The 23,267-nt window shown below is 50.9% G+C and carries 16 protein-coding genes and 1 riboswitch; of the genes, 5 read left to right on the forward strand and 11 right to left on the reverse strand.

Going from position 1 to position 23,267, the window contains the following annotated elements; all coding sequences use genetic code 11:
• The first annotated feature begins 45 nt into the window (after positions 1-45).
• The 4 genes from KDM87_RS12710 to KDM87_RS12725 all read left to right on the forward strand — a co-directional run bounded on the left by KDM87_RS12710 (position 46) and on the right by KDM87_RS12725 (position 7,465).
• Positions 46-1,917, forward strand: coding sequence for a glycoside hydrolase family 28 protein (locus KDM87_RS12710; RefSeq protein ID WP_212679427.1), 1,872 nt, complete (start codon positions 46-48; stop codon positions 1,915-1,917).
• Positions 1,918-1,980: 63 nt separating this feature from the next.
• Complete coding sequence (locus KDM87_RS12715) at positions 1,981-2,790, forward strand: rhamnogalacturonan acetylesterase (protein ID WP_230407757.1); 810 nt, start codon at positions 1,981-1,983, stop codon at positions 2,788-2,790.
• A gap of 8 nt (positions 2,791-2,798) precedes the next feature.
• Positions 2,799-5,540 carry a pectinesterase family protein gene (locus tag KDM87_RS12720; RefSeq protein ID WP_212679428.1) on the forward strand — a complete coding sequence of 914 codons (2,742 nt, stop codon included), beginning with the start codon at positions 2,799-2,801 and terminating at the stop codon, positions 5,538-5,540.
• Between the two features lie 26 nt (positions 5,541-5,566).
• Positions 5,567-7,465, forward strand: coding sequence for a glycoside hydrolase family 28 protein (locus tag KDM87_RS12725; protein WP_212679429.1), 1,899 nt, complete (start codon positions 5,567-5,569; stop codon positions 7,463-7,465).
• Positions 7,466-7,542: 77 nt separating this feature from the next.
• Here KDM87_RS12725 and KDM87_RS12730 read toward each other — a convergent pair whose 3' ends face one another.
• The 8 genes from KDM87_RS12730 to KDM87_RS12765 form a co-directional block, all read right to left on the reverse strand.
• Positions 7,543-9,150, reverse strand: a complete 1,608-nt coding sequence (locus KDM87_RS12730) for a methyl-accepting chemotaxis protein (protein WP_212679430.1) — start codon at positions 9,148-9,150, stop codon at positions 7,543-7,545.
• Between the two features lie 149 nt (positions 9,151-9,299).
• A complete protein-coding gene (locus tag KDM87_RS12735) occupies positions 9,300-11,447 on the reverse strand; it encodes a glycoside hydrolase family 28 protein (RefSeq protein WP_212679431.1) in 2,148 nt (715 codons plus the stop codon).
• Positions 11,448-11,471: 24 nt separating this feature from the next.
• Positions 11,472-12,725 carry a porin gene (locus KDM87_RS12740; RefSeq protein ID WP_212679432.1) on the reverse strand — a complete coding sequence of 418 codons (1,254 nt, stop codon included), beginning with the start codon at positions 12,723-12,725 and terminating at the stop codon, positions 11,472-11,474.
• A gap of 426 nt (positions 12,726-13,151) precedes the next feature.
• Positions 13,152-14,045: an SMP-30/gluconolactonase/LRE family protein gene (locus KDM87_RS12745; protein WP_212679433.1), complete on the reverse strand. Its 894-nt coding sequence runs from the start codon at positions 14,043-14,045 to the stop codon at positions 13,152-13,154.
• 15 nt (positions 14,046-14,060) lie between these two features.
• The gene (locus tag KDM87_RS12750; protein ID WP_212679434.1) at positions 14,061-15,419 is read right to left on the reverse strand and encodes an MFS transporter; all 1,359 of its coding nucleotides are present in this window, start codon (positions 15,417-15,419) and stop codon (positions 14,061-14,063) included.
• Between the two features lie 103 nt (positions 15,420-15,522).
• Positions 15,523-17,097, reverse strand: coding sequence for an aldehyde dehydrogenase (NADP(+)) (locus KDM87_RS12755; protein ID WP_212679435.1), 1,575 nt, complete (start codon positions 17,095-17,097; stop codon positions 15,523-15,525).
• 89 nt (positions 17,098-17,186) lie between these two features.
• Positions 17,187-18,098, reverse strand: a complete 912-nt coding sequence (gene kdgD / locus KDM87_RS12760; RefSeq protein ID WP_212679436.1) for a 5-dehydro-4-deoxyglucarate dehydratase — start codon at positions 18,096-18,098, stop codon at positions 17,187-17,189.
• Between the two features lie 357 nt (positions 18,099-18,455).
• A complete protein-coding gene (locus KDM87_RS12765; RefSeq protein ID WP_212679437.1) occupies positions 18,456-19,202 on the reverse strand; it encodes a FadR/GntR family transcriptional regulator in 747 nt (248 codons plus the stop codon).
• A gap of 129 nt (positions 19,203-19,331) precedes the next feature.
• On the opposite strand from KDM87_RS12765, the gene KDM87_RS12770 reads away from it, so the two are divergent.
• Positions 19,332-20,177 (forward strand): D-hexose-6-phosphate mutarotase, encoded by an 846-nt coding sequence (locus tag KDM87_RS12770; RefSeq protein ID WP_212679438.1) that lies wholly within the window; start codon positions 19,332-19,334, stop codon positions 20,175-20,177.
• A gap of 141 nt (positions 20,178-20,318) precedes the next feature.
• Here the strand turns inward: KDM87_RS12770 and KDM87_RS12775 are convergent, their stop codons facing one another.
• From KDM87_RS12775 to glyA, 3 genes are all read right to left on the reverse strand, one after another.
• Positions 20,319-21,065 carry a sulfite exporter TauE/SafE family protein gene (locus tag KDM87_RS12775; RefSeq protein ID WP_212679439.1) on the reverse strand — a complete coding sequence of 249 codons (747 nt, stop codon included), beginning with the start codon at positions 21,063-21,065 and terminating at the stop codon, positions 20,319-20,321.
• Between the two features lie 18 nt (positions 21,066-21,083).
• Complete coding sequence (nrdR, locus tag KDM87_RS12780) at positions 21,084-21,554, reverse strand: transcriptional regulator NrdR (protein WP_212679440.1); 471 nt, start codon at positions 21,552-21,554, stop codon at positions 21,084-21,086.
• 100 nt (positions 21,555-21,654) lie between these two features.
• A complete protein-coding gene (gene glyA / locus KDM87_RS12785; RefSeq protein WP_212679441.1) occupies positions 21,655-22,905 on the reverse strand; it encodes a serine hydroxymethyltransferase in 1,251 nt (416 codons plus the stop codon).
• 145 nt (positions 22,906-23,050) lie between these two features.
• A riboswitch (ZMP/ZTP riboswitch) is annotated at positions 23,051-23,184 on the reverse strand.
• Positions 23,185-23,267: the final 83 nt, after the last annotated feature.

Genomic DNA, 23,267 nt, shown 5'->3' on the forward strand with positions numbered 1-23,267 from the left:
CCCTGGCCTTTGCAGGTCAGGGACATTTTAAAAGATGGAAAAATTATGAGTGTTGTGATTAACGAAAAACGCAGAAGCCTGTTGCAAGCTGCGTCCAGCGTCGGATTGTTGATGGGCAGTGGCCTCGCCAGCGAAGCTATCGCGGCGACAACGAAACAAGATCCATGGAAACAGGCGCAGGCGATTATTGATCGCTTTGCCAAACCTATCCATTTTCGTAAAGAAGATTTTCTGGTCACCAGTTATGGTGCCAAAACCTGCGACGTGAAACCGGTAGAGGCGTGGGTTTCTTTCGTCGAACGTAAAACCTTGCAGACCCCTGTTGCCGATGCGACCGATTGCTATCCGGCCATTGCCGCTGCGATTGCCGCTTGCCACGCGGCAGGTGGAGGGCGCGTGGTGATTCCAGCCGGGAATTGGTACGTTGCCGGACCTATCGTTTTGCTCTCGAATGTGAATGTGCATCTGAATGCCGGAGCACACGTTTATTTCAGTAATAATCCGGCGGATTACGCCAAATACGGTAAGTATGACTGCGGTAAAAACGGCAAGCTTTCTATGACCCGTTGGGAAGGCAATGATTGCCTGAATTTCTCGTCTATGGTGTACGCCTACGGTCAGAGAAATATCGCGTTGACGGGTGATGACTGGACGGCGATTCTGGATGGTCAGGCAGGCGTTAATTTTGCCGACAGCCCGTATTGCTGGTGGTCCTGGAAGGGCCGTGAAAAGCCAAGTTCGGTCGGCGATATTGCCCCTGGCAGTGGCGACTGGATCAAGCATCAGAAAGGCGAGACAGAAGTATCTCTGAATCCGCTGAATCCTGTATCACTGGCGGAAGTTGCGCCGCATCTGTCAGAAGAAAAACGCCTGTTTATTCAGGGCGAGGGTGATAAATGGCGGCGTGACTCTAACTATCTGCGGGCACTGGCGGAAGCCGGAATCGCCGCTGATAAACGTGTTTTCGGTTTAGGCCATTTCCTGCGTCCACACATGGTGCAGTTCATCAATTGCAGCAATGTCTTGTTTCAGGGTTATCAGGTAACGAATACGCCATTCTGGCAACATAATCCGGTTGGATGCCGCAATGTTCATGTCAAAAACATTTACGCCAACAGCGTAGGCCCGAACAGCGATGGCTTCGATCCTGAATCCTGTAACTATGTCCTGATTGAAGATTCGACTTTTGATACTGGTGACGATTGCATCGCTGTCGATGCAGGCAAGGGGCCGGATGTGCAATATGGTCCGTCACAAAATATCGTCGTGCAAAACTGCAAAATGCATAGCGGGCATGGTGCCATGACATTTGGCAGCATTATGTCAGCAGGTATTCAGAATGTGTTTGCGCAGAATCTGGTATTTGAAAACAGCCATTGGAAAACGGACCCGTTGAATATTGCGATTCGCTTTAAGTGCAATATGAGTCGCGGTGGTTTCCTGAAAAATCTGCACATCAGAAATATCAGTATTCCGAATGGTATCCGCACGACACCGGCGTTTTACGCGACCTTGCCGGGTTCAGTCATCCCGACGAAATCGGTGGCAACTTCTGCCGGCGCGGTGATTACTATTGATTGTGGCTATGATCCGCTCAGCGACAACGTCCGCACACGTCCGCCTGTGGTTTCCGATATTCATATTTCCAACGTTAATGTCGGCAACGTTGACACCGGTGCAGGGCAATTCTCCAGCTATCAGGCGATTGTCGTTCTGGGACCTGTACCCAGCGATTACAACGGGCCCGCATCGCCTGCGCCAAAAATTGTACCGGTAAAGAATGTCACTATTTCTGATTGTGATCTCGGCAATCCGGTGAATAAAGAGAATCCTATGTATCTCTTTAATGTCAAAGACCTGGTATTGAAAAATGTCCGTGTCGGCGGCACAGTTTACAACAAGACATTGTCTGTCTGACCACTTCCCTGTAGTCAGTTTGGAGCCTCCTCGTGAGGCTCTTTTTTTAAATTGGATAACATCATGAAGACATTACTTCGTGTCGTTTTGCTCGCTTGTTCTGCTCCGCTATGGATGGCCTGTCAGGGGCCAGCGCCCGTCGTGAAAGATACCCGTCCGTTTGAAATTATTCTTGTCGGCGACTCGACCATGGCGCCGAACAGCGGCTATGGCAATGCATTGTGCGAACGTTTTTCGAAAAAAATCACTTGCCTGAATCTCGCGAAGGGTGGGCGTAGTTCCGGTAGTTACAGGGCAGAAGGTTCCTGGGAGATTGTGATGCAGCAATTGCGCCGTGATACAGATAGACGTCGTGTGGTGTTGATGCAGTTCGGGCATAACGATCAACCCGGCAAGCCCGGACGTTCTACCGATCTGGCGACAGAATTTCCGGTGAATCTTGCGCGCTATGTCGACGATGTCAGAGCTGTCGGTGGTGAAATTATTTTGCTGACGCCTCTCACGCGCAGAACCTTCAAAGATGGTGTATTGCCGAATGATTTGCGTCCGTGGGCGGAAGCCAGTTTGCGTGTCGCCAGCGAAAAACAGGTGCCTGCGATCGACCTGAATCAACAAAGCCACGCGCTGGTTGCCGCGATGGGGCAAAGCGAGGCTGATACGCTGGCAATGGCACCGCCGCCATCTGAAATCGTCGCACCAGCTGCTGGCAGCACACTGGCAACGGTAGAGCGTCAGGGCGCCGCGAAAAGTGCGTTTGACCGTACCCATGTCGGTAAAAAAGGTGCAGCGATTTTTTCTGAAATGGTCGCGCAGGCTCTTGTGGCTGTAGACCCTGAAATCGGTAATGGCATGGCCAGAGGAAGTTCAAAATGAGATACAACATGAAACAGCGGCAGCCACAACTCACATTAGTTTCCCGCTACGCCAGTGTGTTGCTGGTGATGTCGGGCCTATTTGCCGCGGATGTCAGTGCGCAGGATAGTCGTCCATTGAAAGAACCGGTTGCGCCGTCGATATGCCAATTGTTACCAGCGCAGCTGACGATGAATGAGGTTGATGTGCAGGCATCGGCTGCACCTGACACTCCGCGCCTGCAGCAAGCAATCAATCAGTGTCCATCCGGCAAAGCAGTGCGCCTGGTCAGGCATAGCGATAAAAATTATTTCCTCACCGGCGCATTGCAGATGAAGGCGGGTGTCTCTTTAGTGATTGACGCCGGTATCGTGCTGGCGGGATCACGCTTACCTGCTGATTATGATAAAGGTGAAAAAAAATGCGGCACCATCGACCAGAAGGGACGAGGTTGCCACCCGCTGATCAGCGTTACTCAGTCACAGAATGCGGGATTATTCGGTGATGGTGTGATTGACGGTCAGGGCGGCAAGAAAATTCTTGGCGGTTCCGAGAGTTGGTGGGAAATAGCGCGTCGCGCCCAGCGTGAAGACTTGCATCAGAATGTACCGCGTATGCTGGAAATCACACAGTCACGCGAGATGGCATTGCACAGAATTTGGCTGAAAAACTCGGCTAATTTTCATGTCACCCTGAATCAGGTGGATGGCTTTACCGCATGGGGCATGCATATTGATACGCCAGCCACCGCACGCAACACGGATGGTATTGATCCTATTTCTTCCCGCAATATCACGATCACCAGGAGCTTTATCCGTACTGGTGACGATAATGTCGCGATTAAGGCGGGGAATCAGGGACCGACCGAAAACATTACCATCAGTGATAATCATTTTTACTCCGGGCACGGTATGTCCATCGGTAGTGAAACGAATGGCAATATCCGACATGTGCTGGTCGAAAAATTGAGTATTGATGGCGCTACTTCGGGCTTGCGCATTAAGAGTGATGTGTCGCGTGGTGGTCTGGTGCAGGACGTGACGTATAGAGATATCTGCATACAGAACAGTAAAGCACCGCTGGATTTCGACACGCATTACGGTAAGCGTGCATCGGGTGACCTGATACCGGAATATAGTGATATTCATCTCGAACGTGTGCAAGTGCTGACGCCGGGGAAACTGATATTTCATGGCTATGACGCAGCGAGGCCACTCAGGCTCAGTGTCAATGGCCTGAGCGTTCCTGAACAAAGCACGGTCGTCAGAGAGAATGCCCAGTGGACATCCGCCGTTGTGAAATCGATGCTGGATCAGAATTTTGCCTGGCAGCCGCTGCCATCAACGACAAAAAATACTGCCTGCGATAATGCATTTGCGGTCTATCCATCACCATCAGCGGCAGATAAACGCCCGCAGTTAAATGCAGAGCAGGCCGCGCATTTTTCTTATGACGAAGTGCTTGGCTATGCCGGGTTGCCAGGAAAAGAACAACGTGATGTGTGGAACCCTTTGTCTTCACCGGTGGTGAGTGCGCAGCAGATGACGCCCGACTATATTGTCAATGCCGCTGCTCCTGCTGACGGGAAGAGGCATTTTCAGCGCTTACAGGATGCGGTCAATCAGATTGTGTCAGACGATCTGGCACATCGCTTACCGGCATCCCGCCGCATCACTGTTCTGGTTGAGCCCGGAGTCTATGATGGACTGGTCTATATCCCTGAAACATCCGTCCCCATCAGCGTGATCGGCAGAGATCCTGCCACAACACGCATCTGTGCCAATCTGGATGCGGCGATCAGCGGCGCACAATATCAGGAGCGCTTCGGGGCACAGTTTGCACAGGCGCCGGCGGCGATTGCTGACATGTTTAACAGCATCCGCATCCGCCCGATTATCGGGACATTTGGTACTGCCGTGCTGTGGGTGAAAAGCCAGGCATTCCAGATGCGTGATATCACCGTTGAAAACAGCTATAACAAAACTGGCGCACCGGCACCGCAGGCATGTGAAGGCGCTGACTGCCCCGGAAACGGCGTGTATGGGAAAAGTCTGATGGTGCATCATCAGGCCTTAGCGATGATGACTGATGGCGTTGACAAAGCACAGTTTGAACAAGTGCGTCTGCTGGGATTGCAGGATACGCTGTATATGCGGGCCGGAAAATCAGGGCAGACCGCTCGTCACTTTTTCTATCATTCTTATATCGAAGGCGATGTTGACTATATTTTTGGTGATGCGACAGCGTATTTCCTTGAGTCTGAAATACGCTCATTAGGACCCCGCACCAGTTCTTATGTCGCAGCACCAAGTACAAACCTGAATTCACGTTATGGCTTTGTATTTAACCGTTGCCGCTTTAGCCATGACCAGAGCAGCAATGCGATGGCTGGAAAATTTTATCTGGTTCGTCAATGGTTTCATAATCAGCGTTGCACGCCGTACGGCAAAGTACCTATCGATGGCTATCGTTGCGAGGCCGGAGTGACAGATCAGTTTGTCAGTCCGACTGGCACGATTACCCGGCAGACGATAGAAACGGTCGGAAAAATGATAGTGCTTAATTCTGTGATCGGTGCGCATATACATCCGCTGACGCCTTGGTCCGACTGGAATAAAAATGGCACTTTGCCATACCGTCCTGCTCAATTTAACAGTGACGACTTCTGGCGGAATTTATCTGCGAGCACAATCAGCCCGACTGCTTTTGGCTATCAGGCAGCGCCTGCACCTATGCAGTTTCTGGGTGAATTCAATAATCAATACGAATAATTTGAGAAAAAAAAAGGAAGTACGACATGACCTTGCACACATCATCGGAATCCCTTGTTGACCTGAAGTATCAGGGGCGACGCCGCTTACTCAAGCAACTCGCGGCGATCGGTATCGGTAGCAGTATGCCCTGGGCTGCGGCCAGTGCAGCCAGTGCGGCACAGCGACAAACGCCATCCGATCCGTGGAAAAGAGCGGCAGAAATTATTACGAAGCTGAGTGTCCCGTTCCGTTTTCGCGAAGCGGATTATCCGATCACACGATACGGCGCAAAAACATGTGAGCTGCAAAAAGTACAGGCCTGGAGTTCATTTGAGGATCAGGGCGTATTACAGACACCAGCGGCATCGTCTTTCGACTGTTATGCAGCGATCCGCAATGCGATAGAAACATGTCACCGCGAAGGCGGTGGCCGCGTGCTGATTCCGGCCGGTGACTGGTTTTGTGCCGGACCTATCGTCTTGCTATCGAATGTTAACGTTCACTTACAGGCAGGAGCCCATGTCTATTTCAGTCATCAGCCCGACGACTACGCGAAATACGGCGACGTTGATTGCGGAAAAAACGGCAAGTTAAGTATTTCGCGTTGGCAGAGCAATGACTGTCTGAACTATTCGCCCATGATCTATGCGATAGGGCAAGAAAATATCGCTCTTACGGGGGAAGACTGGACTGCGGTATTAGACGGGCAGGGCGGCGTGCCATTTAATGAATTCGGCGATTGCTGGTGGACCTGGAAAGGCAAGCTGAAAACACTGAATGCGATTGCGCAAAGCTCCGTGCCGAATTATCGCCCCGGTAAACCATCCGAAAATGCGGTGAATTCACTCAACGCTCAAACCTTAAAAGAAGTAGCACCGCAGATCAGCCCGGAACTGCAGGCGCTGATACAAGGCAACGACGATAAATGGCGTGCTGACGCCAGCTACCTGCCTGCATTGTCAGAGGCCGGTGTTCCCCTGCCTCAGCGTGTATTTGGTAAGGGACATTTCCTGCGTCCGCCAATGATACAGTTTATCGGTTGTCGTAAAGTACTGATGGAAGGGTATGAGGTCAGGAACACGCCATTCTGGCAGCATCATCCAGTGAATTGTCAGCATGTTGTGATTCGCCGCGTTCATGCGAAAAGCCACGGACCTAACAGTGATGGTTTTGATCCGGAAGCCTGTGATCATGTACTGGTCGATGGCTGTACTTTTGATTCCGGCGATGACTGTATTGCGATTAAGGCCGGGAAAAATCTGGACACGCAATACGGACCATCGCGCGATATCGTGATTCAGAATTGTACGATGCAGAGTGGTCACGGTGCCGTCACGCTGGGCAGTGAAATGGCCGGCGGCATCGAGCATGTGTATGCGCAGAATTTATTGTTTGAAAACGTACACTGGCAAACCAATCCCTTAAATACAGCCATTCGTCTGAAAACGAATCTGAACCGGGGCGGATATCTGAAGCATTTCTACGTGCGTAATATCAAGATTCCAAATGGTGTACAGACGTCGCCATCATTTTATACATCCTTACCCGGTTCTCCGATTGCATCGAAGACAGTTGCCACGGCAGCGGGTGCGATAGTCACTTTTGACTGCGATTACACACCCGTCAGCGATAACGTGCGGATACGCCCCCCTGTGGTTGAAGACGTGCATATCTCTAATGTTCGGGTGGGGAACGTGAAGACGGCAAAAGGTGAGTATTCCTGTTATCAGGCGATCGTTATTCTGGGGCCGGTTGCATCCGACTATAACGGCCGTGCACCGATGCCGGAAGTGTTGCCGGTTCGTGATGTGACGATCACTGATTGCGACTTTGGCACACCCGCAGCGGGCACGCAGGCAATGTATCTGTATAACGTCAAAGGACTGAAGTTACGTAACGTGAAGATCGGTAAAGAAATGATCACGCGCGAGTATTCTGCATAAAAAAAATCCGGTTCTTTGCCGGATGCGCTAGCATGAACAATGGCGGCATAGATTCGCCGCCATTTTTTTCTATTTTCTTAACGGCGAGTCGCTTTCCAGTTCATTACTTCTTTTGCCGGATGTATCGTCTTGATGGATGAAATATCAGCGACTTCGTCATCCTTGAGTTTAAACACCCGGACCAGTCCTGCCATATCAGCTGCCTGCAATTGCATACTGTCGGCTGCCGCGGCAGCTTGTTCCACCAGTGCAGCATTTTGCTGTGTCACACTGTCCATCTGACGAATCGCTTCGGTGATTTGCATGATGCCGGTGTGTTGTTCTTCGCTGGCCATCGTGATATCGCGCATGATAGAGGCGACTTTTTCGATACCGCCGACAATTTGCGTCATCGAGTTTCCAGCCTCTTGTGCCAGTTGATTACCGCTGTGCATATGAGACTGTGACGCATCGATCAAACCCTTGATTTCTTTTGCAGCAGCAGCTGAGCGTTGCGCGAGATTTCTTACTTCTGCTGCCACCACTGCAAAGCCGCGACCTTGTTCACCAGCGCGCGCTGCTTCAACCGCTGCGTTCAACGCCAGAATATTCGTCTGAAATGAAATGCCGTCAATCAGACTGACAATGTCCACGACCGCTTTTGACGATTGATTGATCGCTTCCATCGTCGTCAGCATGTCCTTCATTACTGTGCCGCCGCGGTTGGCCAGCATCGTTGCATCGATCGTCAACTGGTTCGCGTTTCTGGCATGTTCAGTATTTTTTCTGACGGTGCTTTCCAGCTCATGTATCGTCGCCGATGTTTCCTCCAGTGCGCTGGCCTGTTCTTCCGTACGGGACGACAAATCGAGGTTGCCCGCCGCAATTTCAGAAGATGCGGTGGCAATGTTTTCGGAACTTTGACGTATGCTGCGCACTGTTGTCGCTAACTGCTCCTGCATAGCGACAATGGCACCAAGCAGGCTGTCAGATTGATTTTTTTCCAGCGTGACATCGACAGACAGATCATTATTCGCGATCTGACGTGTGATGTTGGCGGCATAAGCTGGCTCACCACCAAGGATGGCGCTGATGGAGCGGATGATGCGCCAGCCTGAGCCGATCAGAATAATCAGCGCAATCACAAAAATGATGGTTTGTGTGGTTGCTGATTGCCAATAGGTCTGGTTAATATCGTCACTGAAAAAACCGGTTCCTATCCACCAGTTCCATGGTGTGAATTCAACCAGTCCATTTAATTTCGGAGCCAGACTGCCATCTGGTCGTTGCGATTTCATGCTGACCAGCGCGATGTGCGATTTTGCCAGCTCTTCGCGGTAAGCGACGGCATCGGGGCGACCATCCATGGTCTGCCCTTGGGCAATCGTACCGATTTTTTTGGCGTCAGGATGAACCAGGTTCAGACCATCGGGTTGCCTTACCCAATAATAACTGCTGCCGTGGCGGAGTTGCGTCAGCGCGGCTTTGGCTTGTTTTTGCGCTTCCTCTTGCGTCAGAGTGCCATTCAGTTGCAAGCCATGGTAATGCTTGACCAGGTTTTCGCCCATAGCCAGCATGGTCTCGATTTGCATTTCTCTGTCATGCATCAGGGCAGAATATAGCGTGCTGAGACTGCTGGCACCGATGGCGGCGATAGCGACAATGGCGGCACCCACCAACATTAATAAACGCGTGGAGATTTTCATATGGGATATCCCTCAAAAAAGTTGGATAGACTGCAAGAATGGCAATGCTGAAAAACGACAAAGGCTGACGCATGCATCGTGTGATGCTGGCGTCAGCCTGACTTATGGCAGCACCGCTTGCCTGCGGGCTGCCTGTCGTACACGCGGGCTTATTTGTCCCATCCAGAACCAAAAATATTCGACTGGCCGATAGCGGGGAAGTCGACAAAAGCCTTGCTGCAATCGAGTACCAGATCGCCGTCAACCGCCCATGTCGCAACACCATTGACTGTGACACGATTATCGGTGGATGGCTGAATCGGCAGATTCACACCTTTGATCGTGAGTTGCGCATCGGACATGGTCATACGCATTGCTGAAGGTGTATCTGCGACGACGTTGTTCATGCTCATCACCAATGGGAAAGCTGGCAGATTAAAGCCGCCGGTGTTCGCCTGGAAGCCCTGCAGTTTGATTGCTGAGTCACCCAGAATGCGCACATTTTCAAGACGGATGTCATGGAAATTCGGCACTTTAGGACCCGTTGCCGGAAGACCTTTTGTACTGTAGTAAGTGGTGAATAACAGTGCGTTGTCGGCGTCTTTAATACAGATGTTTTTGTAATTAATATTGCTGACTTCACCGCCGCGCGCGTAATCGGATTTGATGCGCAGACCTTCTTCAGAATGCTGGAAGGAATTGTCATACACCTCGACATTTTTTACGCCTGCATTGGTTTCACTACCGATGGAAATACCATGACCCCAGTAAATGTGGTTATGTGCGATGACTGCACCGGATTTACGGTCGCTGCGGACATCACGGCTACCATCAACCGCTGCCAGATTGCTGCCGGCTGGGCTAGGGTTAGACGAACCTTTGATTGCCACGTCGTCGTCACCAGTGCTGACATAGTTGTAGGCGAAGACGAAGTTTTTCAGGTAACCATCAAATGCATGCTTTGCAGCAGAGGTTGTTGATTTCCCTGTTGTCAATGCGACGATAGTCGGACTGCTTGCAGCACCCGGATCAAAGGCATCTGTATTTTTAACATTGTCTTTGGTGTAGGTGTCGCCTGTGTACAAAGGATTGCCATTACCTGCCGGATTGGCAAATGCTGCCAGCGATGGTGTCTGTACTTTGACGCCCCAGACAGTAAAGCCGTCAATGCCACTTGGTACAACGTGGAAGTTCGCGCTGTTATTGAGAGTGATGCGATACAGAGTCAGATTTTTCGCATAGTTGAACACCATCATACGGAAGTTCGATTGCGAGCCTGTACCGGTTGTACCGTTTTGCACCATATTGCCGAGATACGCCAGATCCCACCATGTCATATTACGGGCGGTAGTTTTTGAATTGACGGTCGTACCACCGTTGTCACACGCTGTGCCATCCGCCGCTTGTGTACCTTTTGCATAGTTTGCATAGGTATTCGAGCAGCTCATATCGACCTTCATGATCGGATACAGTTTGTCTGTTGTGACGATCTCGGCATAAGCGCGGCTATCAATTGAGCCATCACCGACGACAGCAGAGTTGATCAGATTATTCCCATTGATCAACGCAAGACAATTGCTGGAGCTACCGGCTTTGGTTGAGCTGACTGCTGTATTCCCGCAGTAAGGGCCAGCCACATTTGGTGCGTAAGCTTTGACGTCACGGGTTGCATACAAGGTGGCGCCTTTGTCGATCCACAATGTCACGCCAGATGGCAATGTCAATGGGCCTGAAATGAAACCGTTACCCGGACCTTGGCTGTTGACGACCAGTCTTACTGCAAATTTACTGCCGCGATATTGTGGTTTAGCCAGTTCTTCACCGCTGATACCTGCGATGTTTTTATTCGGAACGGCCGCCGCTGTTTGTTGTGCTACTGCGGCAGCATCAGCCGCAGCGATTGCCGCACCAACTTCTTTGTCCACGGCGGCACCGCAGGCATCCAGTGCACTCTGAATTCGCGCCTGATCAGGATTAGCGACTGCTGGATCAACCGCAACGCCGACACCGGTTTTGGACGGATCGGCTTCTGGCGGTAAGGAACCATCAGGACGGCGTACCAGATTATTGCTCGCTTCCAGCGTTGCACAAACCTGCGCATCTGTTGGCAATTGCGGTTCTGCCGGCAAGTCTGGATCAAAGGTCGTGGTGCCTACTTTAAAAACAGCGCCCGGCGTGTAGCTGACTGCGGTTGCTGCGTTATCGCTGCCACCGCCACCACCGCATGCTGTCAGAAGGAGAGCTGAAGTAAGTGCCGATAACAGTGCCGTCGTTTTACAAACGCGGCCAGATGTTGTTTCTTGATTTAATTTTTTCATTATTGAGTCTCCGGAAGTGATTTATCAGAAGCGCGCTAACAGACCAACACCGATTGCACGTGGGCTATTGCCTGGTGCAAAGAAGGCCGTGCTGGTTCCCAGATTGTTACTGCGCAGTGAAGACTGACCCAGGTTAGTACTGGCTTGCGCGTTATTGTTGATACGCGTCAGATAGATGTATGGCGTCAGGAATTTGTTGAGTTTGTAGGTCGCAGCTAAAGACAGTTGTTTGGATTGGAAATCATCTTCAGCAAAACTGTTGATGCCTTTGAGACCGTTCAATTTTCCGTATCCGAACAGGAACGATGCGTCACCGTAATCTTGCGCCAGCGTCAGAATGACCGCATCTTGCTTCAGCGTTTTGTCGCGGTTGCCAGTGTAGATCGAACCGACCGATGGATTGATAAATTGAGAGTTGCCAAGGCTGCTGCGTTCATAGCCAAACCCAACGGTGGTTTTTGTCGGCAGTGTGTAGCTGATGATGGCTTTTGCGTAAGATGTGCTGAGTCCTTCCTGAGCATTCAAAATCACACCGTAGCCACGTTGCAGCATCGTGGAATCGATACCAGTATTGTTCTGGCGGTCATAACCAACGCCGATTGCCAGTCCTTCATATTGGTATTTCAGCGCCAAGGAATAGCGGCTGCGATCGCTGCGGCTGGCGCGTGCTTCATCGAAGCCATACGATGCACCAGCCTGAAAGCCGAACAATTCTGGTGACAGATAATGTGCAGAATTTTTCATACGTGATTCACCACGGCTGAAAATGCTGTCCTGATTACCGGTCAGTTGGGCGGATGTGTTGTTGAACACGTCAACACCATGTACGGTCATCCCCAGATTACCGCCCAGTGCGCTGCCGGAGCCAACCAGGCTGCGATAAACAGAGTCACTGTTACCGATCACAAAACGACCGAATTTTTCACTTTGTAAACCAACGAAAGTATTGCGTGATTCGAGTGTGGCGGTTTGTCCGTTATCGTTGGTTCCGGCTTGTTCAAAGTTGTTCAGACCGCCTTCGATTTGCCAGATACCTTTGATGTCGCTGTTGACTTCAACGTTGCCTGTGAAACCGATGCGCGAGTTGCCATCAGAAATGCGACCACGACGCTCATACGGTGTGGCACCGCCTTTGGCTTCAACAGACTCAATTTGGCCGTTGATAAAACCGTAAATACTGACGAAATTATTGATTTCCGTCGCAAATGCAGAAGGTGCGGTGCAGGCGATTGCCAGCGCTGCCGCCAGAGTGTTTCGTGAAAGTACAACTTTTTGCATCTTGTTCTCCAGGTGATTACGCAAAGTAGGTAAAGTGAATTGATTCGGGTTCGTCAGAACAGATTTGCTGTCTTATTGCGGAAGCACAGGCGCAGTTGCGCAGCTGATCAGCGGAGGGAAGCCAAGCGTGTTTGAAAAGACAACGGACTTTACGGGGTAATACAGAGATGGATCGAATCTGTATTCTCCGAAAAAAGGAGGGGTGTTGAATTCAGAGTTACGACATCGGACAACTATTTGCAATAAAGATAACTTAATCTGGTGTTCTTGGCTAAACTTTCAAATTTCTAATTAAATGTAGTAAAAAAATAATGTTTTTATGTGAAATAATGTGAGATTTGTTGTATGTTATCGTATCTCATGCTTTTTGGAAACTTTAGTTTTGTATCCGAAGCATGCTGGTATCTTGGGCAGGTTAGGTAATCGTTAAAACTGAAAATCTGTTTCAGCAATTCCTTGCGCTCCGGGTTTAAGCAGGATAGTTTTTCCCGCCCATTCATCGTTTTGACCCGGTGTCGGATTGATCGAAGTCACCAGCATCCATTCATAATTCGGACCGCCAAAGCTGCACATCGCCGGTTTTTTCATAGGCAATGCAATTTGTCGATCAACGATGCCTTGCGGTGTGAAACGCAAAACAGCACCGCCATCGTTGGCGCAAATCCAGTAGCAACCGTCCGTATCGACTGCGGCTCCGTCGGGGCGCCCCGGCAATTCTTTCATATCGGCAAAGAGGCGCTGGCGTGAAGGTGTTCCGCTATCCGTATCGTAGTCAAACGCCCAGATGAGCTGGCTGTGCGGGTGAGAATCTGACAGATACATGGTGCGGCCATCAGGCGACCATGCCAGACCATTTTGTGTCAGCAAACCGTCGATGACGGGTGCAGACAATCCGTCGTGGCTGGTGTAGCGATAGAGCTTGCCGATATTTCTGGCGGCAGCCATGTCCATCCACATGGTGCCGCTCCAGTAACGTCCCTGACGATCACACCTGCCATCGTTAAAGCGTAGCCCTGGCTGCGCTTCCGGCAGCGCAACCAGCAACGTTTCCACCGCATGTATTTCTGCATTCAGTGATAAACGGTATAAGCCGGTTTCCATGCCAGCGATCAGATCACCTTGTGCCGAGAACGCAATATTGGCCACCATTTCTGATGTGTTCCAGTAACGGCTCTGCTGCGTGCTGGTGTCGTATTTCCAGATACGTTTCTGGGGGATATCGACCCAGAACCACGACAACTGGCTTTCGCTCCAGAGCGGGCTTTCGCCCACTACACAGGATTCGTTGCCGATCGCTTCAAGGTTTGCAAATGCTTGCATGTCAATACTCCGGTATTACAGGTCAGTGATGTCTTTATGTGCAGGAACCAAGGCTTTCATCACAGCCCACGCCAGCAGATAAGCGACGGCACAGAATGAAAACATGATGGTGTAGCCAGTCTGTATGTGTCCGGCTGCTTTGTAGTAATCAAATAACCAGCCACCTGATTTTGAAATCAATACACCGCCCAGTCCGCCAGCCATGCCGCCGATACCGACCACTGAGGCCACGGCTTTTTTCGGGAACATATCAGAAACCGTCGTGAAGATATTTGCTGACCACGCTTGATGCGCTGAAGCTCCTATCCCTATCAGTAATACCGGCACCCAGGAGCTGATATAGCCGAACGGTTGCGCCAGCAGTACGACCAGTGGGAATACGGCGATCAGCAACATTGCCCGCATCCGGCCTGTGTACGGAGCCATGCCTTGCTTCATGAAATAGCTTGGTAACCAGCCGCCACCGATACTGCCTACCATCGTCATGCTGTAGAGCACGGCAAGAGGAATGACGATTTCGGTCTTCTGCATTTTGTACTGGACTTCCAGATATTTTGGCAGCCAGAACAGGAAAAACCACCACACGCCATCCGTCATGAATTTGCCGAAGACGAATGCCCATGTCTGGCGATAGCTTAACAATTTGAGCCAGGATGTTTTTTCAGTCGCGACTGTGTCACTGAGCGGCGCATCGTGTTGCTGAATGTAGTCGAGTTCTGCTTTACCGAGTCGTTTTTGTTTCTCGGGTCTGTCATACAGAATTTCCCACGCGACCATCCATGCAAAGCCGATTGCGCCGATAACGATGAAGGCTGTTTGCCAGCCGAATTTTTCGGCAATCCAGGGAACGGTCAGCGGTGCCAGAATCGCACCGATATTCGCGCCGGAATTAAAAATGCCGGTTGCGAATGAGCGTTCATGTTTAGGGAAATATTCAGCGGTCGCTTTGATCGCAGCGGGAAAATTACCGGCTTCACCGAAGGCGAGGACCGCACGTGACAACATAAAGCCTGCAACTGACACTGGCACGACGGCTAAGCCAAGCGTTGCCAGTAAGTTTGATGTTGCTTCACCGGCGGGAATAGCGTAAGCATGCAATATCGCGCCAATTGACCAGATTGCGATTGCCAGTGTGTAGGCTGCTTTGGTGCCGATTTTATCAATCAGACGACCCGCAAAAAGCATGGAAATCGCATACACGAACTGAAATACAGCGGTGATATTGGCGTAGTCAGTATTTGACCAGCCGAATTCTTTTGATAAATCCGGCGCCAGCAGGCTGAGCACCTGACGATCCAGATAATTCACTGTTGTCGCAAAAAACAGCAGTGCGCAAATAGTCCATCGGTATTTGCCGATTTGATTAGAACTCATCTGAGTGTCTCCTTGTTACTGTATGTCTACGCACATCTGTTTCGTGTGCTTGGTATACCGAAAACTCCCCTTGGCAGCGTTGCGGCAAAGGGGAGCGATCATATTAATTTTTCAGACTGCCGTCGACCATTCTTGTGAGTTTCCACGGATTTTCATCGCTGAGCGCTGGCGGCAAAAGCTCAGACGGAATCGCCTGATAGCAAACCGGGCGCAGGAAGCGATCAATTGCCGTCGCACCGACAGACGTACTGCGACTGTTCGATGTTGACGGGAATGGGCCGCCATGCACCATTGCGTGGGCGACTTCAACACCGGTTGGGAAGCCGTTGAACAAGATGCGTCCGGCTTTCTTTTCCAGACTCGTCAATAATGCGCGTGCTGCGACATGGTCGTCTGGCGCCGTATGAACGGTTGCAGTTAACTGGCCTTCCAGTTCTTTTGTGACGGCCAGCATTTGTGGCAAATCGTCACACAGGATGACTACTGAAGACGGGCCGAATACTTCTTCCTGCAATGCTGGTGTCTTCAGAAAATCGCTGGCTTCACACACCGATAACATCGCTTGCGCTGCATTTGGTGTGGCTGCTGGCTGACCTTTGGCTGCGATCTGGACGTTGTTCAATTCAGTAATTTTCGCGCAGCCGCTCTGATATGCACCATGAATGCCAGGTGTCAGCATGGTTGTTGCTGGTTTGCCTTCGAGTGCCAGTTTTGCTGCCGCGATAAATTGTTCTGCTGCCGGTGATTTTTGCATCAGCACCAGACCAGGGTTAGTACAGAATTGGCCAGCGCCCATCACCAGTGAATCGACAAACTGGCTTGCCAGTGTGCCGGCTTTTTCTTCCAATACAGCAGGTAACAGATACACAGGGTTGATGCTGCTCATCTCTGCATAGACTGGAATAGGTTCTTTGCGTTCGTTGGCTGTTTTCACTAATGCGAGACCGCCATTACGCGAGCCAGTAAATCCGACTGCCTGAATGACAGGATGCGCAACCAGTTTTTGTCCGACTGCCGCACCCGCGCCTATCAGCATGGAAAACACACCTTCCGGCATTTGCGAACGGATCACTGCTTGCTGGATTGCAGAGCCTACGAGTTCTGATGTGCCCAGATGCGCATTGTGCGCTTTAACGATAACCGGGCAACCGGCCGCCAGTGCTGACGCGGTGTCGCCACCGGCAACGGAGAATGCTAAAGGAAAATTACTGGCACCAAAGACGGCAACCGGACCCAGCGCGATTTTTTGCATACGCAAGTCTGGGCGCGGCGGTGTCCGTTCTGGCAATGCTGAGTCCAGCGTTGCTTGCAGGTAGTGGCCATCACGCAAAACTTTTGCAAACAGCTTCAACTGATTCACGGTACGACCACGTTCGCCTTCCAGACGGACAACTGGCAGACCAGTTTCGGCATGCGCTCTTTCGATCAGTGCCGGACCCAGAGCCATAATGCCATCGGCGATTGCTTCCAGAAATGCAGCGCGTTGTTCCAGTGATGTCAGGCGATAGGCGTCAAATGCTTGTTCAGCCAATTCACATGCGCGGTTGACCTCGGCTTCTGAGGCGTAACCGAACAATGGTTCCAATTGTTCGTTGGTGGCTGGATTGATTGCACGGGTGCCGCCAGATTGCCCCATGACACGCTGATTTCCTATCAGCATTTGTCCTGAAATTTCCATCTTTATTTCTCCGGTGCAGGTGGTTGTTTAGCGCAATAACCACCTGAAAACGTTACATTGACAATACGGGTGATCTTAACGATCGCCGTTTATTGCGCGCCTTGCTTGACGATCAGTTCGCGCAGCATTTCATCTTCGGCTGCCGTCAGATCAGTCAACGGTGCGCGAACTGGGCCTGCGCTATGACCGACCAGACGCGCACCTGCTTTCACAATACTGACTGCATAACCTGATTTACGGTTACGGATATCCAGATAAGGCAGGAAGAATTCGTCGATCAGGCGATTGGTTGTTGCATGATCATCTTTGGCAACCGCGTGGTAAAAGTCCATCGCCAGTTTCGGTACAAAGTTAAATACCGCAGAAGAATACACCGGCACGCCTAAGGCTTTGTAAGCCGCAGCATATACTTCGGCTGTTGGCAAACCACCCAGATAAGTCAGGCGGTCACCAAGACGGCGCCAGATAGAAACCATCAGTTCGATATCGCCGATACCGTCTTTGAAACCAATCAGGTTAGGGCAGCGTGCTGCCAGAATTTCAAGCGAATTTGCCGTTAAGCGGCAGATGCCACGGTTGTATACCACAACACCAAAGCTGACCGATTTACAAACTTCTTCAATATGCGCAATCAGGCCGTCTTGACTGGCTTCAGTCAGGTAATGCGGCAACAACAAAATGCCGTCTGCACCCAGACGCTCAGCTTCTTGTGCGTAAGCGATTGCGACGCGGGTAGGGCCGCCGGCACCGGCCAGAATCGGCACTTTGCCGCGGCATGTGTCAACCGCGACCTTAATGACGCTACTGTATTCGGAGGATGTCAGTGAGAAAAATTCGCCCGTACCGCCGGCGGCAAACAAAGCACTCGCGCCATAAGGTGCCAGCCAGTCCAGACGATCTGCATAGGTTTTGGCATTGAAGTCGCCATTTGCGTCAAAGTCTGTCAGAGGAAAAGACAGAAGGCCGGAAGAGAGGATTTTTTTCAGTTCTTGTGGGTGCATGATGTCTCCAAAAGTAAGCGTCTGGTAATCGGTTTCACCAGAATCATTAAGGTAAATAAAGGTCTGGAAATTTAAATTCAAAAATACATGTACGACATCGTACAACTGATTTTATGTTGATGCAACACTGAATATTCATAAAGTGCATTTACCGTTTGCTCAGGTAGTTTTCTTTCGAGGGGATGGCCTTGCTGATGCGGTGCGGCAGTCAGGCATGCTGCTGAACACGTCCGGGATTTTTATCGTCAGCGAGATTGATTTGCTGTGTGCACGATGTGGTCAGCGCAGGCCGGTCACTTTGACCAGCCATTATTGCCGATGTACAGCAGACTGCTATTTTTGTATTGCGAAGAATTGCTACTGATCAGTTTCAAACTTCTGTTGCGCGAGACGCAAACGTTCGCGGCTATTGCTAAGGTGAGTGCGCATAGCGGCGCGGGCAGCTTCGGAGTCTTTGCGTAAGATCGCATCGTGTATATCTTCATGCTCACGATTGACCCGCTCCAGATAACTGTTGCTGGCTTCATCGCTCAGCGCGGCGGAATCCAGGCGCGCACGCGGAATCAGTGTGCTGCCGAGGTCAGAAAGGATATCGACGAAATAGCGATTGCCAGTGGCCTGTGCAATCAACTGGTGGAAGCGCATATCTGCGTTCACCGATTCTGAATCCCGCTGCACACGTCCCAGAATATCTTTTAGTGCCAGACTGAGTTCTGCCATTTGTGCGTCGGTGCGCCGTAACGCTGCCAGCCATGCAGCCTCGGTTTCGAGGCTGATACGCAACTCCAGAATATCGAGAACGTCACGTACCGTCACGATAGCTTCTTTATGCAGGCTCAGCGGATTACTGGGCGGCTCCTGAATGAAGGTGCCGATACCGTGACGTGTCTGCACCAAGCCTCCCGCTTGTAAGTGGGAAATTGCTTCCCGAACCACAGTGCGGCTGACCTCGTATAATTCCATGATGGCAGATTCGGTCGGTAATTTATCTCCCGGTTTTAAAGCGCCGCTGCGAATTTTTTCGGTGATATTTTCTGCCAGACTTTGCGAGAGGCTCTTATGTTTTCTTCTGGTGTTATTGGGAAATAAGGCTGATTTTTCCATCGCAGTATCTATTCGCCGTAGAGATGATTTTGGCGCGATTGTATAGGAAAACGTCTGTTAAATGTTATACGATGTCGTATAAATGGCGACGTTGTAAGTAAATTGATCAAAATTAATCAAAATTAGTCGATGATGAACAACATTAAAAAAACAAATGCAGACTGGATAGAGTTGCATACCAAAAATCATGCGCGATGCAGTATCCGTGTACAAGGCGCACATATTGCGTCCTGGTCACCTGCCGGACGCGATGAGCAGTTATTTATGAGTCGTCTTTCTTCTCCGGATCAGAGTCAGCCTTTGCGTGGCGGCATTCCTGTCATATTTCCCCAGTTTGCTGACTTGGGGTCTTTACCCAAGCATGGCTTTGCCCGTACGGCAATGTGGCGGCTTGAGGATGTGCAGCAGAACGACGATGTGGCAAGCGCAACGCTGGTGTTGACGGATACCCCTGAAAGCAGGGAGCTTTGGCCGTATTCGTTTACTGCAACGATACGCATCACCTTAACCGACCAGACCTTGCAGGTCGATTGGCAAGTGAGGAATGAAGGCGTGCAGACGATGTCTTTTCAGGCGGCTCTGCACACCTATTTTCGCGTCGCAGACGGGCAATATGCGACGATACAAGGGCTGGCTGACAGCCCCAGTTACAGCAAATTAACGCAGGAAAAGGCGGCGGCAAGCCGGGTCGAGCAACTGATAATAAAAAATGCGATCGACAGCATTTATGCGCAAACACCAGACCATCTGAGTTTGCAGACCGGTCTTGGCGAGCTGCAAATAGACAAACATGGTTTTCCCGATGCTGTCGTATGGACTCCCTGGGATGAGGGCGCGCGGCAAATTGCCGATCTCGCCGATGACGAAGGGCGTGCGTTTATCTGTGTTGAGGCCGCTTGCGTCAATGTTCCCGTTACGCTGTCGCCACAGCACTGCTGGAACGGTAGTATGAAGCTGGAATGCTCAGAGGAATAAGCTTGCGGTGAGGAATTGCATTGCTTGGATAATCAGCGCCCGAATTGGGAAAACGACCAAAGCAAAACAATGGCGTAAAGAGATAGTATTCATGGCGTGTGGAGCATGTCATAGCTCTCACCACCTAAGCGTGGCACAAACTTACGCCATCAATCCATCCCACAACAGTTTGACGCCGGAAAGCCCGAGCGCTGCGGTTGCGAACAGATAAAAAGGGCGTTCCGGGATGCGCTGTAACAAACGCATACCTATCCACACGCCGACGGGTACCAGCGGCAGCATTAAGGCTGACATTGTCAGTGTGTCGATGCTGAACAGGCCGAGTGCGATGTAAAAAGGTAGTTTCGCGAGGTTGATCACGGAAAAGAAAAAGACCGTGGTCGCAACAAAGGTTTCGCGCGGCTGCCGCCATGACAGCAGATAGATCATTACCGGTGGCCCACCGGCATGCGCCAGCGTACTGGTAAAGCCCGCGCCGACGCCGCTGAACCAGCCAAAAATACGTGGCGGACGTTGTTCCGTTGTTGCCTGACCGCGATGGCGCAGCAGCCGGTCGAGAGTAAAACCGACGGCGATCAGTCCTATCAGGCCTTTCACTAACTGATCGGACATGACGCCAAATGCCAGCGTTCCCAGCACGATGCCAACGATGGCGCCCGGTATCAGCACTTTCAGATCGCGCCAGTCGGCTTTGCCGCTCCAGGCGCGTATGCCGACCATATCCATCGCGATCAGGATGGGCAGCATCACTGCTGCTGCGTTACGCGGTGAAATCCACAGCGAAAGAAACGGCACGGCTAACCCGCCCAATGCACCGCCCAGCCCTGATTTAGAAATTCCGGTAATCAGCACGGCAAAGGCGGCAACCAGCCAGCCGGCGGTATTCATGTGCTCCATGCTGCTGACTTATTTTTTTGAGGGTTTGTTCTCGACATTCACTTCTTGTATCGCCTCGGCGAATTCAGAGATGTCTTTAAAACTTTTGTAGACCGAAGCAAAACGAATGTAGGCGATTTTATCGAGACGTTTTAATTCATGCATGACCAGTTCACCCAGATGTACCGACATAATTTCCCGTTCGCCACTGGAGAGTAATTTTTCTTCTATGCGTTGAATGGCGCTGTCTATCGCTTCCGCAGATACCGGACGTTTGCGCAGCGCAAGCATGAAACTGGCGCGCAGTTTATTCGATTCATATTCGGTGCGGCTGCCATTTTTCTTGACGATGACGGGCATCACCAGTTCCACCCGCTCATATGTGGTGAAGCGCTTATCGCAATCTGCGCAGCGACGACGACGACGGATAACATTGCCTTCTTCGGAAACACGCGTATCGACGACCTGAGTATCAATATGATGGCAGTAAGGACATTTCATGAATAGAGCCGTAGTGGTTGAGCTTCGCTGTCAGACAGCGATAAAGCGACAATTAAAAAAACGCCACTCAGCAGAGTGGCGTTTTGATGATGACCAGAATTTACTTCGCGTACACAGGGAAAGCGCTGGTCAGTTTTTTCACTTCTGCTTTGACGCGTTCTATCGTTGCCGCATCGTTAGGATTATCTAGCACGTCCGCGATCAGATGACCAACTTTAATCGCCTCCGCTTCTTTGAAGCCGCGGGTAGTGAATGCCGGGCTACCCAGACGGATACCGGAAGTGACCATCGGTTTTTGCGGGTCGTTAGGGATACCGTTTTTGTTGCAAGTCATGTGTGCAGAACCCAGAATTGCTTCGGCTTCTTTACCAGTCAGACCTTTAGGACGCAGATCCACCAGCATCACATGCGATTCAGTGTGGCCGGAGACGATGCGCAGACCGCGTTCTGTCAGTGTCTGTGCCAGAGCAGCCGCATTTTTGATAACTTGTTGCTGATATTCTTTGAATTCTGGTGACAATGCTTCTTTGAATGCAACCGCTTTACCGGCGATCACATGCATCAGCGGGCCGCCCTGAATACCAGGGAAAATTGATGAGTTGATTTTCTTCGCGATCGCTTCGTCATTGCTCAGAATGATGCCGCCGCGTGGGCCGCGCAGACTCTTATGCGTGGTGGAAGTGACGACGTCAGCAAACGGCACCGGATTCGGATACACGCCCGCAGCGATCAGACCCGCATAGTGCGCCATATCGACCATGAAATACGCGCCGACTTCTTTGGCGATTTTACCGAAACGTTCAAAATCAATACGCAGCGCAAATGCAGAGGCACCGGCGATGATCAGTTTAGGTTTAGTTTCGCGCGCCAGTTTTTCCATCGCGTCGTAATCGATGTCTTCCTGTGCGTTCAGGCCATAAGACACGACATTGAACCATTTGCCTGACATATTCAGCGGCATGCCGTGTGTCAGGTGGCCGCCTTCAGCGAGGCTCATGCCCATGATGGTGTCGCCCGGATTCAATAACGCAAAAAATACGCCCTGATTCGCTTGTGAGCCAGAGTTTGGCTGCACGTTGGCGAAGTTGCAGCCGAACAGTTGTTTCAGGCGGTCAATCGCCAGTTGTTCGACGACATCCACGTGTTCGCAGCCGCCGTAGTAACGTTTGCCAGGATAGCCTTCGGCATATTTGTTGGTCAGCTGCGAGCCTTGTGCTTCCATCACGGCTGGCGAAGTGTAGTTTTCAGAAGCGATCAGCTCGATGTGATCTTCCTGACGCTGATTTTCTAATTGTATCGTCGCGAACAATTCGGGATCGATATTGGCGAGCGTATGGTTTTTTGCAAACATGGTTTTCCTGACTATCGTGAGAGTGAGTTAAATAAGTGAATTCAACAAGCGCATTAAACTGATTAAGTAAACGAGATTGGAGATTAACTTCAATGAGGTGTCAGTCTGACGCGGACGAAGAGAGGCAGCCTCATTACTTTTACCATCAGGCTACCCAGGCGCACGGCTGGGATCACGGAACACAGTAACCCCGACATCTCACGCTTCCCGATGGATCTCCATCTTTTGCTGTTGCCCGTAGCAGGAACAACCGCAATTTCGCCAGTCACGTGAGACAAAATGGTGCTGAGATTTTACGTGATGCGCTTTGAATGGGCAAGCCACACATCAGTGCATGACAGATATGGTTATTTTGCTAAAAA

Origin of the sequence: Cognatundibacterium rivi, assembly GCF_018139565.1 — a bacterium.
In the GTDB taxonomy this organism is placed as follows: domain Bacteria; phylum Pseudomonadota; class Gammaproteobacteria; order Burkholderiales; family Burkholderiaceae_D; genus Undibacterium; species Undibacterium rivi.

What these genes read in the sequence shown, in the direction of transcription:
- KDM87_RS12710 (WP_212679427.1), top strand. Translation starts at nt 46, where the DNA reads ATGAGTGTTGTGATTAACGAAAAACGCAGAAGCCTGTTGCAAGCTGCG.
- KDM87_RS12715 (WP_230407757.1), top strand. Translation starts at nt 1,981, where the DNA reads ATGAAGACATTACTTCGTGTCGTTTTGCTCGCTTGTTCTGCTCCGCTA.
- KDM87_RS12720 (WP_212679428.1), top strand. Translation starts at nt 2,799, where the DNA reads ATGAAACAGCGGCAGCCACAACTCACATTAGTTTCCCGCTACGCCAGT.
- KDM87_RS12725 (WP_212679429.1), top strand. Translation starts at nt 5,567, where the DNA reads ATGACCTTGCACACATCATCGGAATCCCTTGTTGACCTGAAGTATCAG.
- KDM87_RS12730 (WP_212679430.1), bottom strand. Translation starts at nt 9,150, where the DNA reads ATGAAAATCTCCACGCGTTTATTAATGTTGGTGGGTGCCGCCATTGTC.
- KDM87_RS12735 (WP_212679431.1), bottom strand. Translation starts at nt 11,447, where the DNA reads ATGAAAAAATTAAATCAAGAAACAACATCTGGCCGCGTTTGTAAAACG.
- KDM87_RS12740 (WP_212679432.1), bottom strand. Translation starts at nt 12,725, where the DNA reads ATGCAAAAAGTTGTACTTTCACGAAACACTCTGGCGGCAGCGCTGGCA.
- KDM87_RS12745 (WP_212679433.1), bottom strand. Translation starts at nt 14,045, where the DNA reads ATGCAAGCATTTGCAAACCTTGAAGCGATCGGCAACGAATCCTGTGTA.
- KDM87_RS12750 (WP_212679434.1), bottom strand. Translation starts at nt 15,419, where the DNA reads ATGAGTTCTAATCAAATCGGCAAATACCGATGGACTATTTGCGCACTG.
- KDM87_RS12755 (WP_212679435.1), bottom strand. Translation starts at nt 17,097, where the DNA reads ATGGAAATTTCAGGACAAATGCTGATAGGAAATCAGCGTGTCATGGGG.
- kdgD (WP_212679436.1), bottom strand. Translation starts at nt 18,098, where the DNA reads ATGCACCCACAAGAACTGAAAAAAATCCTCTCTTCCGGCCTTCTGTCT.
- KDM87_RS12765 (WP_212679437.1), bottom strand. Translation starts at nt 19,202, where the DNA reads ATGGAAAAATCAGCCTTATTTCCCAATAACACCAGAAGAAAACATAAG.
- KDM87_RS12770 (WP_212679438.1), top strand. Translation starts at nt 19,332, where the DNA reads ATGATGAACAACATTAAAAAAACAAATGCAGACTGGATAGAGTTGCAT.
- KDM87_RS12775 (WP_212679439.1), bottom strand. Translation starts at nt 21,065, where the DNA reads ATGAATACCGCCGGCTGGCTGGTTGCCGCCTTTGCCGTGCTGATTACC.
- nrdR (WP_212679440.1), bottom strand. Translation starts at nt 21,554, where the DNA reads ATGAAATGTCCTTACTGCCATCATATTGATACTCAGGTCGTCGATACG.
- glyA (WP_212679441.1), bottom strand. Translation starts at nt 22,905, where the DNA reads ATGTTTGCAAAAAACCATACGCTCGCCAATATCGATCCCGAATTGTTC.